The organism is Kitasatospora sp. NPDC001660, from assembly GCF_053596725.1.
The window spans coordinates 298,959-311,887 of record NZ_JBSFGU010000006.1 but is presented as its reverse complement, the minus strand read 5'-3'; the positions used below and the strand labels follow the sequence as shown (position 1 = coordinate 311,887).

13 protein-coding genes and 1 pseudogene are annotated in these 12,929 nt (G+C 74.2%); 9 read left to right on the top strand and 5 right to left on the bottom strand.

Going from position 1 to position 12,929, the window contains the following annotated elements:
• Nucleotides 1-101 precede the first annotated feature (101 nt).
• On the top strand, nt 102-368 hold the full coding sequence (locus tag ACWCXH_RS09940) for a GlsB/YeaQ/YmgE family stress response membrane protein (protein ID WP_449800856.1): 267 nt from the start codon (nt 102-104) through the stop codon (nt 366-368).
• Nucleotides 369-410: 42 nt separating this feature from the next.
• Here ACWCXH_RS09940 and ACWCXH_RS09935 read toward each other — a convergent pair whose 3' ends face one another.
• The 4 genes from ACWCXH_RS09935 to ACWCXH_RS09920 form a co-directional block, all read right to left on the bottom strand.
• Nucleotides 411-1,334, bottom strand: coding sequence for an ADP-ribosylglycohydrolase family protein (locus ACWCXH_RS09935; protein WP_449800855.1), 924 nt, complete (start codon nt 1,332-1,334; stop codon nt 411-413).
• A 110-nt stretch (nt 1,335-1,444) separates the two neighbouring features.
• On the bottom strand, nt 1,445-2,032 hold the full coding sequence (locus ACWCXH_RS09930) for a TetR family transcriptional regulator (protein ID WP_449800854.1): 588 nt from the start codon (nt 2,030-2,032) through the stop codon (nt 1,445-1,447).
• A gap of 104 nt (nt 2,033-2,136) precedes the next feature.
• Nucleotides 2,137-3,159 carry an aldo/keto reductase gene (locus ACWCXH_RS09925; RefSeq protein ID WP_449800853.1) on the bottom strand — a complete coding sequence of 341 codons (1,023 nt, stop codon included), beginning with the start codon at nt 3,157-3,159 and terminating at the stop codon, nt 2,137-2,139.
• A 185-nt stretch (nt 3,160-3,344) separates the two neighbouring features.
• A complete protein-coding gene (locus ACWCXH_RS09920; protein WP_449800898.1) occupies nt 3,345-3,845 on the bottom strand; it encodes a hypothetical protein in 501 nt (166 codons plus the stop codon).
• On the opposite strand from ACWCXH_RS09920, the pseudogene ACWCXH_RS09915 reads away from it, so the two are divergent.
• From ACWCXH_RS09915 to paaE, 8 genes and pseudogenes are all read left to right on the top strand, one after another.
• A pseudogene (locus ACWCXH_RS09915) lies at nt 3,795-4,355 on the top strand (histidine kinase); the annotation flags it as partial. The gene ACWCXH_RS09920 and the pseudogene ACWCXH_RS09915 sit on opposite strands and share 51 nt — an antisense overlap.
• Nucleotides 4,356-4,799: 444 nt before the next feature.
• Nucleotides 4,800-5,459 carry a response regulator gene (locus ACWCXH_RS09910; protein ID WP_449800897.1) on the top strand — a complete coding sequence of 220 codons (660 nt, stop codon included), beginning with the start codon at nt 4,800-4,802 and terminating at the stop codon, nt 5,457-5,459.
• Between the two features lie 603 nt (nt 5,460-6,062).
• Complete coding sequence (locus ACWCXH_RS09905; protein ID WP_449800852.1) at nt 6,063-7,601, top strand: M20/M25/M40 family metallo-hydrolase; 1,539 nt, start codon at nt 6,063-6,065, stop codon at nt 7,599-7,601.
• A 187-nt stretch (nt 7,602-7,788) separates the two neighbouring features.
• The gene (paaA, locus tag ACWCXH_RS09900) at nt 7,789-8,787 is read left to right on the top strand and encodes a 1,2-phenylacetyl-CoA epoxidase subunit PaaA (protein ID WP_449800851.1); all 999 of its coding nucleotides are present in this window, start codon (nt 7,789-7,791) and stop codon (nt 8,785-8,787) included.
• Entirely contained in the window at nt 8,784-9,086 is a 303-nt protein-coding gene (gene paaB / locus ACWCXH_RS09895) for a 1,2-phenylacetyl-CoA epoxidase subunit PaaB (protein WP_449800850.1), read from the top strand. Before paaA ends, paaB begins: the two co-directional genes overlap by 4 nt.
• 13 nt (nt 9,087-9,099) lie before the next feature.
• The gene (paaC, locus tag ACWCXH_RS09890; protein ID WP_449800849.1) at nt 9,100-10,020 is read left to right on the top strand and encodes a 1,2-phenylacetyl-CoA epoxidase subunit PaaC; all 921 of its coding nucleotides are present in this window, start codon (nt 9,100-9,102) and stop codon (nt 10,018-10,020) included.
• 29 nt (nt 10,021-10,049) lie between these two features.
• Nucleotides 10,050-10,577 (top strand): 1,2-phenylacetyl-CoA epoxidase subunit PaaD, encoded by a 528-nt coding sequence (paaD, locus tag ACWCXH_RS09885; protein WP_449800848.1) that lies wholly within the window; start codon nt 10,050-10,052, stop codon nt 10,575-10,577.
• The gene (paaE, locus tag ACWCXH_RS09880; protein ID WP_449800847.1) at nt 10,578-11,723 is read left to right on the top strand and encodes a 1,2-phenylacetyl-CoA epoxidase subunit PaaE; all 1,146 of its coding nucleotides are present in this window, start codon (nt 10,578-10,580) and stop codon (nt 11,721-11,723) included.
• Nucleotides 11,724-11,780: 57 nt separating this feature from the next.
• On the opposite strand, the gene ACWCXH_RS09875 is transcribed toward paaE, so the two are convergent.
• Nucleotides 11,781-12,920, bottom strand: coding sequence for an NAD(P)-binding domain-containing protein (locus tag ACWCXH_RS09875; RefSeq protein WP_449800846.1), 1,140 nt, complete (start codon nt 12,918-12,920; stop codon nt 11,781-11,783).
• Nucleotides 12,921-12,929 lie beyond the last annotated feature (9 nt).

Below are 12,929 nucleotides of genomic sequence, written 5' to 3'. Positions count from 1 at the left end.
CGGTCGAGGACCCGCGCGTACCGGAACCAGTGGACCGGCGGCCGGCGTCCGTACGGGCAGAGCGGTCGGACGGGGCCGTCCGCTGGAGAATGGGAGGGCGCATGGGCATCATCGCCTGGATCGTGTTGGGCTTGGTCGCGGGAGGCCTTGCGAAGCTGCTGCTGCCGGGGAAGGACCCGGGCGGCCTGATCGTGACCACTCTGATCGGCATCGCCGGATCCTTCGTCGGCGGCTGGATCTCCGCCCGCTTCCTGCACCGGCCGGTGGCGGCGCACTTCTTCGACCTGGCCACCTGGGCGTCGGCGATCGGCGGCGCGCTCGTGCTGCTGATCATCTACCGGCTGCTGTTCGGCAACTCCCGGCGCTGACGCGGGCTGACGGCTGACGTCGGACGGCCGGCGCCGAGCCGGTCAGGCCGCCGACGACAGCTCGGCGACCCAGTCCGGCAGGTCCTCGCGGGCGGCAAGCCAGGTGGCCGGGACGTGGGCGAGGCCGGTCCGGGCGGCGACGACCCCGGCGGCGATGGCGCACGTGGTGTCCTTGTCGCCCCAGCCCTCCAAGGTCTGCCAGATGGTGTCGGGCAGCGAGTCCAGATGCCCGGCGGCGGACCAGAGCGCGAACGGCACGGTGTCCGGTGCGGACAGCTGCGCGCCCGAGCCGAGCACGTTCGCGGCATGCCGGACGCTGGTGTGCTCCGGCAGCCGGGCGGCGACCCGCAAACCGGACCGGACGTCGCTCGCCGGCAGCCGCCCGGCGACCTCGGCGAGCAAATCGCCCCGGGAGGGCGGGTTCTGGCCCCGGCTCAGGGCGGCGAGTGCCGCCGCGAGCGCGACGGCCACCGCGCCCGCGACCGCCTCGGGGTGGAAGTGCGTGGTGAGCGCCTGGAGTTCGGCCTGCCGGGCCGCCTCGTCCAGGTCATCCGCGAACCACGCGCCGAGCGGGGCGACCCGCATGGCGGCGCCGTTCCCGTAGGAGCCCTGGCCGCCGAACTGGCCGCTCGTGACGGTGCGCCAGTCCTCACCCCGCCCGATCGCGCGTAGGACCCGGTGCATCGACGGGCCGTACTTGCGCCCGTACTCGCGCGCGTACTCTGCCGCGAACTCCTGCGCCAGAGCGTCCTGTTGGACCTCGCCGCAGGTGGTCAGGTGGCGGACGAGGACGAGCGTCATCGCGGTGTCGTCGGTCCAGTGCCACGGTGCCGGTCGGGGAAGGCGCGCGGCCAGGGCGGCGGGCGCCTCGTCGAGGGGGACCGAGAACCAGCGGTCGCCGAAGGCGTCGCCGAGGGCGAGCCCGTGCAAGCTGTCCAGAACGGGACCGGTGGCGGCCGCGCGCATGTCATCCTCCAAGTGAGATCAACTGTGCGCGGAAGTCTGCCCGGTGAAGGGGCGGGCCGGCGACCGGTTTTCGCTCCGGTGCCGGCCCGCAGGGATCCGGGAGCGCGCCGCTACTTGGCGCGCAGGCCGTTGAGGATGAGCGTCCAGACGGCCTCGAAGCGCTCGTTCGCCTTCGGGTCGGACCACTCGCCCGCGTACGCGGGGTCGTGGAAGTGTGCCGTGGCCTCGAAGACGGCGCGGGCTGTCGTGAGAACGTGGGCGAGCTTGAAGTCCTTCTTCTCCATGCCGTCCTGGACGATCTGGGCGATCTGGCCGACCATCGTGTCGATGTGCGCCTCGACCGTGCCGCTGTTCTCCTCGACCAGCACCATGTAGGTCGCGAAAAGCTGCGGGTCGTCGAGCGCCTTCTTCTTCTTGGCCGCGAACAGTGTCACCAGCCAGCGGTGCAGGCGCTCCTCGGCCGCGCCGCCCTCGATCGAAATGTTCGCGAGCTCGAAGTGCGCCTGGTCGAGCCAGCGCTGGGTGACCGCCTCGCGCAGCGCGGCCTTGCTCGGGAAGTGGCGGTAGACGCTGCTGTGGCTGACGCCGAGGATCCGGGCGACGTCCACGACGGTGGCCTTGGCCGGGCCGAACCGCCGCAGGACGTCCTCCGCCGCGATCAGGATCTGCTCGGCGGTGAGGGTGGTGTCCGTCGTCACGGGAGGTACGTCCTTACGGGTGGGTCGCCCGCCGTGGGGGTGACGGGCGGCGGTACGGGCGGGGGTGGCGTGCGCGGTGCCGGCCGGGGAACGGTTCCGGCTGGTCAGCGCTCGCTGTCGAGGTGGGCCATCTGGGCGGCAGCGTACCGGTCGCCCGCGGCGGCACCGGCCGGGACGGCCGCCTCGATGGCCGCGAGGTCGGCGGCGTCGAGCTCGACGTCGAGCGCGCCGAGGGCCTCGGTCAGGCGGTCCCGGCGACGGGCGCCCACCAGCGGGACGACGTCCTCGCCGCGCGAGGCGACCCAGGCGATGGCGACCTGCGCGACGCTCGCGCCCTTCGCCGTGGCGACCTCGCGCAGCGCCTCGACGAGCGCGAGGTTGTGGGTCAGGTTGTCGCCCTGGAAACGCGGGCTGTGGCCGCGGAAATCGGTTCCGGCCAGGGGGCGTTCGGTGTTCCAGTGGCCGCTGAGCAGGCCGCGGGAGAGCACGCCGTAGGCGGTGATGCCGATGCCGAGCTCGCGCGCGGTGGGGAGGACGGCCTCCTCGGCGGAGCGGGAGATCAGCGAGTACTCGATCTGCAGGTCGCTGATCGGGTGGACGGCGGCGGCCCGGCGCAGGGTGTCGGCGCCGACCTCGGACAGGCCGATGTGGCGGACGTGGCCGGCTTTGACCAGGTCCGCGATCGCACCGACCGTCTCCTCGATCGGGACGTTCGGGTCCAGCCGGGCCGGACGGTAGACGTCGACGTAGTCGGTGCGCAGGCGGCGCAGGGTGTAGGCGAGCGCGGTCTTGGTCGCGGCGGGGCTCGCGTCGTAGCCGAGCCACTGGCCGTCCGGGTCGCGCTGGGCGCCGAACTTCACGCTGATCTGCACGCCAGCGCGGTCCCGGCCGCGCAGGGCGTCGTGGATCAGCAGCTCGTTGTGGCCCATGCCGTAGAAGTCGCCGGTGTCGAGGAGGGTGATCCCCGCGTCGAGGGCGGCGCGGATGGTGGCGATGCTCTCGGCCTCGTCGGCGGGGCCGTAGAGGTCGGACATGCCCATGCAGCCGAGGCCGAGGGCGGAGGTGACGGGGCCGGAGGCTCCGAGGGTGCGCTGCGGGGGCTTCGGAGTGCGGGCGGACGCGAGCATGAGGTCTCCAAGGGTCGGTGCGGCGCCGGAGGCGATGGGCGGGGTGACCCGGGTCCCACTATGGCACGACGGCAGACAGATTTCAAAATATGTTTTCTGTCATCTGTTTGCCGTCGCCTGTCGCCTGTCATCCGCCACCGCAGGCGCCGCTCCGGTCGCAGTACGGGTGCTCCGTACTGCCCTGGTCAGGCGGCACCGCACGACCGCGGCGACGTCTGCGGGCGGCGCCGCGTCCGGGGAGATCCGCTACGCCACACCGTCCGTTCGCCCAGCCCGTACGTCGCGTCGAACCGCCGCAGCGGCCGCACCGCCGCCCGGTGCCAGGCCCCGCGCTGCGGCCAGGAGGCGAGCGTGCGGGCGGTCGTCGTCCCCAGGTATCCGAAGTACGTCAGCTCGCCGCCGGGTACGAGCGGCCGCAGGTAGAGGTCCAGGAGCTGCCATACCTGCGCCGGTCCGGAGTCGGCGAACGGAAGTCCCGACACGATCGCGTCGTAGTGCCCGGCGGGCGAGTCCGGCGAATCGGTCAGTGCCTCCACCCGGCATGCCGAAAGCCGCAGTTCGAGCCCGGTCGGAGAGGCGGCCGGCACCGGGTCCTCCCGTAGTCGCTCCGCGAAGCGCGAGTTCGCCTCGATGGCGTGCAACCGATCAGCCGGGCGCAGCACTTGGACCAGCCGCCGGGTCACCATTCCAGTCCCGGCGCCGACTTCCAGCGCCGAGATGGGCCGGTTCGAATCGGCCGACGGCCCGCGCCGGCCTCGACGAAAGCCGAGGGTCCCGGTGGCCGAAAGGAGGAGGTCGCGCCGCGTTGCGGGCCCGTAGCATCGAGCCGGACGGACGGAGGGAGCGCCGGGAGAGGTCGGGGGTGGGTGGATGCGCACAGGCCTGCTCGGCTGGTCCGGCGTCACCGGATCCCAACTCCTGCTCCAGGCGGCGACGTTGTCCGTCGGCCTCCGGCTGCACGACCGCCAGGTGCTGATCCGCATGCTGCGCGCGCAGAAACGCGGAGCCACGAACGGGAGTTACGCGCCGAACAGGCCAGATCGGCCGAACGGGCCCGCATCGCAAGGGAGATTCACGACGTGCTCGCCCATCGCCTCGGCCTCCTCGTGCTGCACGCTGGAGTCCTGCGTGACCAGGCCCGGGTCGGCGCCGTCGCCGCCGACCCCGACCGGCTCACCCACCGCCTCGAACTCCCGCGCACCACCGCCGCCCGCTCCCTCGGCGGCCTGCGCGACGTCCTCGGCGTGCTGCGCGCCGACTTGCAGCCGAGGCCGAGAGTCGGCGAACCGGGGCCGCCGCCGCCCGAGCCCGCACGGGCGGCGGCACCCGCCCGGCGCGACCTCACCGAACTGGTCGGCGAGGCCATCGAGGCCGGGCGAGAGATCGAACTCTCCCTCGCTGGCGGCCCCGAGACCGTCCCGACCACCCACCGTCCCGACCACCCACCGCCTGGTCCAGGAGGCACTGGCGAACGCCAGCAAGCACGCGCATGCGGCGCCCGTCACCATTTGGGGCGGCGGCGGGGCCCCGGCCACTACTGCCGAAGGGCCGGTTTCGGCCGAACCGGCGACCGGCAGACCGGATCCGGACAGAGTGCCGGGTCCGCCCCTCCCCCCGACCCCGCTGCCGAAGGACACCCCATGATCCGCACGATGGTGGTCGACGACGACGCGCCGGTTCGGCTCGGTCTCATCGACCTGCTCGCGCAGGACCCGGAGCTCACCGTCGTCGCCGAGGCCGCCGACGGCCTCCAGGCCGTCGAACTGGCGGCCGCCCGGAGGATCGACGTGGCGCTGATGGACATCCGGATGCCCCGCCTCGACGGCATCGCCGCCATCCGTCGCCTGCGCGAGCTGCCCTACGCCCCGCGCGTCATCGCGCTCACCACCTTCGACCTGGACGAGTACGTCTACCGGGCGCTCGCCGCGGGCGCCGACGGCTTCCTGCTCAAGGACACCCCGCCGGCCGAAATCGCCCGCGCCGTCCACGTCGTCGCCGCCGGACAGGGCATGCTCCACCCGGCCGCCGCCCGCCGCGTCATCGACCGCTACCACCGCACGGGTGCGTCGCAGTCCGTCGCCGCCCGCAACCGGGTCACCGGACTCACCCCGCGCGAGACCGACGTGCTGCGCGAACTCGCCGACGGACTCTCCAATGCCGAGATCGCGGGCGTCCTCGGGATGCGCGAGAGCACCGTCGAGGCGCACGTCAGCCGGATCCTCACCGGGCTCGGCGCCGGCAACCGGGTCCGGGCCGCGCTGATCGCACGCGACGCAGGGCTGGTGGCGGGCGGCGCCTGAGCCGGGCGCGTCCCGGCACCGCCTTCGGTCCACCGCTCGATGGGTGACCCTGGTGCCCCGGGCCGCGCCCCGGTTTCGTACCGCGCGCTGAGCCCGCGTCACCCATCCGGCGTGGAAATACGGCGCCTTGGCGGTTTGCGCTGCCGAACCCGGGCGGCGGGTCCATGGTGGAGATGGACGCGATCCGGCGACCGCGTCCGCGCGCCGATCCAGGCCCGCACGCCGAGCGTCCGCCGCCGTTCCCCGACGGGTGCCCGAGGCTGGGTCCGCCTCGGCACGCTGGGAGCAGGGCCACCTCGCAGGAAACCGAACGGTTCTTCTAGGCTCACATCTCGGCTTCCCTGCGGGGCGCTCACTGCGCCCGCCGCAACGAAGCCGCCGTCCACGGGGCACCGGGCGGACCGGGGCCACCGGATCGAGCGAGGAGGACGCAATGCCAAGCACGCCGACCAGCCGTTCCACCGCACTTGGGCCGGACGGGCCGTCCCGACGGACCGCCCGTCATCCCGGCCGCCCGGCCCGGCCCGCCCGGGTCCGGCACGCCGGATGGACCGGCCGGCCGGTGCGGCCGCTGAATACCGGCGGCGGCCGAGGAGGCGAGCGTTGAGTCCCCAGATCGTCGGGTCGCCGCGCGCGACCGTAGCTGCCACCACCGGAGCTGCCGCGACCGCACCCGCCGCGACCGCACCCGCCGCGACCGCACCCGCCGCGACCGCACCTGCCGCGACCGCGCCGAAGTCCACGCCCAAACCGACGTCCAAGCCGACGTCCAAGCCGACGCCCAAGACCGCGACCTCGGTGACGCCCTCGGTGACGGTCACCGGGAAGGCGACCGTCCTGGGCTCCGCCGACGGCGAGGCCCGGTCCGAGGCCCGCCCGGAGATCTGTCCCGAGGCCCGTTCTGAGGCCCGTCCCGAGATCCGTCCCGAGGCCCGCCCTGGCGCCGCCGCCCAACCCGCGGCCACCGCCGCGCTCCCCGGGCTCCCGCAGGCTCTCAGCGTCCGCGCCCGGACCCTCGCCGGCGCCGTCCGGCGCCGCTGCGCCGACCTGGCCCGGATCGAGTCGCCGAGCGGAGACGCGCCCCGACTCGACGCCCTCGCCGAGGAGTTGGCCGCCGGCTTCTGCGCCAGCGGGGCCACCGCCCGCCGCGAACCCGGCCCGGCCGGCGACCACCTCGTCCTAGAGTGGGAAGGACAGGACGAGACCCTGCCGCACCTGCTGATCGTCGGCCACCACGACACCGTCTGGCCCGTCGGCACTCTCGCCGACTGGCCCGTCACCGAGCAGGACGGCACCCTGACCGGACCCGGTGTCGTCGACATGAAGGGCGGACTCGCTCTCCTGGAAGGCGCGTTCGCGCTGCTCGCCGACCTCGGACAGCGGCCGCACCGCAGCGTGCGGGTGGTCCTCGTGTCCGACGAGGAGGTCGGCAGCCCGGACGGGCGGCGCCTGGTCGAGCGCCAACTGCGGGGTGCCGCAGCTGTCCTGGGCCTCGAACCGCCGCACCCGGACGGGCGGCTCAAGACCGCCCGGCGTGGCAGCACCCGGGTGCGGCTCACCGTCACCGGCCGGGAGGCCCACGCGGGCAACGATGCCCACGACGGGGTGTCGGCCGTGGACGAGCTCGTCGACCAGCTCGTCGTGGTCCGCGGACTCGCCGGCCAGCCCGGCACGGAGCTCAACGCCGGTCGGATCAGTGGAGGTTCGCGTGCCAACGTGGTCGCGGGGCGGGCCGAGGCCGAACTCGGACTGCGCTTCTCCACCACCGAGGCGCAGCGCCGGACACTCGACAACCTGGCCCGGCTGACCGCCCTGCGGCCGGGGGCCCGGGTGCGCACCGAGGTGCTGTCCAGCCGCCCGGCGTGGCCGGAGCGCTCGGGTAACCCGCTGCTGCGGCACGTCCGTTCGCTCGCGGCGGTGCTGGGTCAGCAGCTGGACGGCGGTCCGGCGGGCGGCGCGGGGGACACCAACCTGCCCGGCTCGCGCGGGCTCCCGACGCTGGACGGCTTCGGCGCGGTCGGCGCCGGGGCGCACGCCCGGCACGAGTACATCCGGATCGACCAGCTCGCTCCCCGGATCGCCCTGCTCGCGGCGCTCCTCGCCGTGCCGCTGCCGAGGCTGCGGGACCGCGCTGAGGGCTGACGGCGAACAGAAGGCAGCAAACAGATAACAGCGAACAGATGACAGGCGACAGCGAACAGATTTTGAAATCTGTTCGCCGTCGCCTGTTTGTCGTCCCTTGCCAGGGCCCGGCTTCGCCGCGCAGAATGGTACCGACCGAACGGTCAGTCGGTTGACGCACGGCGAAGGCAGGCGAGAGGGGACCGTGGTGACAGCAGAGGTGGCCGAGCCGGTCCCCGCGCAGACGCAGGAGGACCGGTTCGAGGCGGTGATCGCCGCAGAGCAGCGGATCGAGCCCCGGGACTGGATGCCCGACGCCTACCGGGCGACCCTGATCCGCCAGATCGCCCAGCACGCGCACTCCGAGATCATCGGCATGCAGCCCGAGGGCAACTGGCTCACCCGCGCCCCGTCGCTGCGCCGCAAGGCGATCCTCCTCGCCAAGGCCCAGGACGAGGCCGGCCACGGCCTCTACCTCTACGCCGCCGCCGAGACCCTCGGCGTCGACCGTGCCGAGCTGACCGAGAAGCTGATCTCCGGCCGCCAGAAGTACTCCTCGATCTTCAACTACCCGACCCTCACCTTCGCCGACGTCGGCGTGATCGGCTGGCTGGTCGACGGCGCAGCGATCTGCAACCAGGTGCCGCTCTGCCGCTGCAGCTACGGCCCGTACGCCCGCGCGATGGTCCGGATCTGCAAGGAGGAGTCCTTCCACCAGCGCCAGGGCTACGAGCTGCTCATGACCCTCATGCGCGGCACCGAGGCCCAGCGCCGCATGGTCCAGGACGCGGTCGACCGCTGGTGGTGGCCGTCGCTGATGATGTTCGGTCCCTCGGACGCCGACTCCCCGAACACCGCCCGGTCGATGGCCTGGCGGATCAAGCGCCACACCAACGACGAGTTGCGCCAGCGGTTCGTCGACATGACCGTCCCGCAGGCCGAGCACCTGGGCGTCACCCTCCCCGATCCCGGGCTGCGGTGGAACGAGGAGCGCGGCGGCTGGGACTTCGGCGAGCCCGACTGGGCCGAGCTGACCCGCGTCATCAAGGGCCAGGGCCCGTGCAACGCCCAGCGCATCGAGCGCCGCCGGACCGCCCACGAGGACGGCGCCTGGGTCCGCGAGGCGGCCGTCGCCTACGCGGAGAAGCGCGCCGCCGAACAGCGCGCCGCCGAGCAGCACAGCACCGAACAGGAGAACGGAAAGTGACCGAGTCCAAGGCCGGCAAGGCCGGCTGGCCGCTGTACGAGGTGTTCGTACGCCCCCGGCGCGGGCTGAACCACGTCCACGTCGGCTCGCTGCACGCGTCCGACGACCGGATGGCCCTGCTCGCCGCCCGCGACCTCTACACCCGCCGCAACGAGGGCGTCAGCCTGTGGGTGGTCCGCTCCGACGCGATCACCGCCTCCACGCCGGACGAGCGGGACCCGTTCTTCGAACCCAGCGGTGACAAGGTCTACCGCCACCCGACCTTCTACGACATCCCCGAGGATGTCCCGCACATCTGACGGGGGAACCACCGTGCACGACCACACCGCATCGGCTCACACCGCCGCAGCTCCGGACGACGACCACGTGTACCTCAGCCTCTCCGAGGCCGCCCCCGGCCCCGAGGGCGAGGGCCGCTGGGCGTACGGGACGGGCTTCGCCGACCCGCTGCTCGGCGTGGACACCGCCCTGCCCGCCGGCGTGGACGGCGCCGACCTCGCCGCCTACTGCCTCATGCTCGGCGACGACGCCCTGGTCCTCGCCCAGCGGCTGATCGAGTGGTGCACCCGGGCGCCCGAGCTGGAGGAGGAGGTCGCGCTCGCCAACCTCGGCCTCGACCTGCTCGGCCAGGCCCGCCTGCTGCTCACCCGGGCCGGCCAGGCGGACGGTACCGGGCGCACGGAGGACGACCTCGCCTACTGGCGCGAGGAGCACGAGTTCCGAAACGTCCGCCTGGTCGAGACCCCGAACGGTGACTTCGCGTACTCGGTCGCCCGCCTGCTCCTGTTCGCCACCGCCCGCGGCGCGCTGTACGAGGCGCTGAGCGCCCACCCGGACCCGGTGCTCGCGGCCGTCGCCGCGCGGGGCGTCAAGGAGCTGGCGTACCACCGCGAGTACGCGACCGCCTGGACGCTGCGGCTCGGCGACGGCACGCCGTACTCGTCGGCGCGCATGCAGGCCGGGCTGGACGCGGTGTGGCCGCTGCTGGAGGAGCTGTTCACGGCGCACCCGGTGGAGTCGCGGGCGGGCGTCGACCCGGCGACGCTGCGCGAACCGGTGCTGCGTTCGCTCGCCGCCGTCCTGGCCGAGGCCGGGCTGACGGTGCCGGACGTGCCACCGCTGGCCCCCGTCCTCGGCCGCGCGGGCCGGGACGGCGTGCACACGGAGGCGCTCGGCCCGCTGCTCGCGGAGCTCCAGGTGGTGGCCCGCGCCCACCCGGGGGCGACGTGGTGACGGGCACGGGCGTGTCGGCGGAGCCGACCATGCGGGACCTCGCCCACGCGATCGCCGCGGCCGTCCCGGACCCGGAGCTGCCCATGCTCACGTTGGCCGACCTGGGCGTGCTGGCCGACGTCGAGGCGGACGGCGTGACCGGCGCGGTGACCGCCTGGCTCACCCCGACCTACTCGGGCTGCCCCGCTGTCGCCGAGATGGCCGCCGACGTGGACCGCCGCCTGCGCGCGGCCGGTTACCGGGACGTCCGGGTGCGGCTGCGGCTGGACCCGCCGTGGTCGACCGACCTGATCACCGCCGAGGGCCGCCGCAAGCTCGCCGAGGCGGGCATCGCGCCGCCGCGCCCGGGCGCAGGGGCCGCTGGTGGCGCCACCACACCGGTCCCGCTCACCCTCGGGCCCACCCGGACGGCCGGTCCCGCCCCCGCCCCAGTGGCCTGCCCGCAGTGCGGCGGCACCGACACGGAGGAGCTGTCCCGGTTCGGCTCCACCGCCTGCAAGGCCCTCTGGCGCTGCCGCGCCTGCCGCGAGCCGTTCGAACGCGTCAAGGAGATCTGAATGCCCGCCGCCAGCACGGAGACCAGCCCGGACACCGGCCCGGACCTCCGCACGGAGACCCGCGCAGCCGCCCGCCGCCCGGCCTTCCACCACCTGCGGATCGCCGAGATCGAGCGGCTCTGCGAGGACGCCGTCGCGGTGACCTTCGCCGTGCCGGACCGGCTCGCCGCCGAGTACGCGTTCCGGCCCGGGCAGACGCTGACGCTGCGCCAGGAGGTGAACGGCTGCGACGAGCGCCGCTCGTACTCGATCTGTGCCCCCGTCGGCGGCCCGCTGCGGATCGCCGTCCGCGAGGTGCCGGGCGGGCTGTTCTCCCGCCGGCTGGTGCGCGAGGCCCGGGTCGGCGACGAGCTGGAGGTGCTCACACCGACCGGCCTGTTCACCCCCGAACTCGGCGTCCCCGCCGACCACGTGCTGCTCGCGGCCGGCTCCGGCATCACCCCGATGCTGTCGATCGCCGCGTCCGTCCTGGCCGCCGACCGCGCCTCCACCGTCACCCTCCTCTACGGCAACCGGCGCAGCGACACCGTCATGTTCGCCGACGAGCTGGCCGACCTGAAGGACCGCTACCTCGGCCGCTTCCAGCTGCTCCACGTGCTGTCCCGGGAGACCAGGGACGCCGAGCTGCTCAGCGGCCGCCTGGACCCCGAGCGGGTGCGCGCGCTGCTGGCCGCCCTCGTGGACGTCGGGCGGGTCGGGCACTGGTGGCTGTGCGGCCCGTTCGGCATGGTCGCCGGCGCGAAGGAACTGCTCGCCGACCTGGGCGTGCCGGGCGAACTCGTCCACCAGGAGCTGTTCCACGCCGAGGACGAGCCGGTCGCGGAGCGCGCCGACGACCCGGACGCAGCCGACGCCTCGACAGGCGGTGCGCACAGCGAGGTCACCGTCGTCCTCGACGGGCGCGGCAGCACGCTCTCCCTCCCGCGTGACCGTTCGATCCTCGACGGTGCCCAGCGCTCCCGCCCGGACCTGCCGTTCGCCTGCAAGGGCGGGGTCTGCGGCACCTGCCGCGCGCTCGTCACCGAGGGCGAGGTGGAGATGCGCCGCAACTTCGCGCTGGAGGAGAAGGAACTGGCCGCCGACTACGTCCTCACCTGCCAGGCCCGCCCGCTGACGGACCGGGTGACGGTCGACTACGACCGCTGACGGAACCGCTGACGGGACCGTCGACGGGACTGCAATCGGGCCCGCCGACGGACCGCGTCAGACCCCGACCGGGTCGGGGAGCTTCGCCGGATCACCCACCGGGCCGCCGAGGAGGCGGACCAGGTCGTTGACGGCGGCGCGCCCGGCCCGGTTGGCGCCGACGGTGCTCGCCGACGGGCCGTAGCCGACCAGGTGGACGCGCGGATCGGCGGTGGCGCGGGTCCCGGTGAGGGCGATCCCGCCGCCGGGAGAGCGCAGCCCGAGCGGAGCGAGGTGCCCGACCTCGGGACGGAAACCGGTCGCCCACACGATCGCGTCCACCGCCAGCTCCTCGTCGCCCCAGGCCACCCCGTGCTCGGTGAGCCGGTCGAACATCGGCCGGCGGTGCAGCGCGCCCAGCTCCTCGGCGCGCCGGTAGGCGACGGACGGGCCGAGCCCGGTCACGCTCACCACGCTGCGCACCGGCAGGCCCTGGCGGACCCGCTCCTCGACCTTCGCGACCACCGCCCGCCCGTACTCGGGGGTGAACGGCCCCTCGTGGTAGACCGGCGGGGTCCGGGTGACCCACACCGTCTCGCCGACCGCCGCGACCTCCGACAGCACCTGGATCGCGGACGCCCCGCCGCCCACCACCAGCACCCGCTTCCCGGTGAACTCCTCCGGCCCGCGGTACTCGACGTAGTGCAGCTGCCGCCCGGCGAAGTGGCCGGGGTAGTGCGGAAGGAACGGGCGGGTCCACGTGCCGGTGGCGTTGATCAGTGCGCGGGTGGACCAGGTGCCGTGGTCGGTCTCGACCAGCAGCCGGGAATCCGGGCGGTCCGACTCGGCACGCACCGCGCGGACGGTGACGGGGCGTACGACGGGGAGCGTGTGCCGGGCCTCGTACGCCGCGAAGTACCCCGGCACCACCTCGCGGGCGGGGGACGCCGGATCGGGGGCGGGCAGTACGGCGTCGGGCAGGTCGTGGAAACCGTGCACGGTCGCCATCCGCAGCGACGGCGAGCGGTGCGCCCACGCCCCGCCCGGACCGGTCCCGGCGTCGAGCACGACGAAGCCGCCGTCGGCGTCCGCCCGGTACGGGGCGAAGCCGCGGCGGCGCAGGTGGTAGGCGGCGGACAGCCCCGCCTGCCCGGCGCCCACCACCAGGACGTCCACCCGCCGCTGCTGCCCCTCGTTGGTTGCACCGTAAACAGTCACACCGGTGAA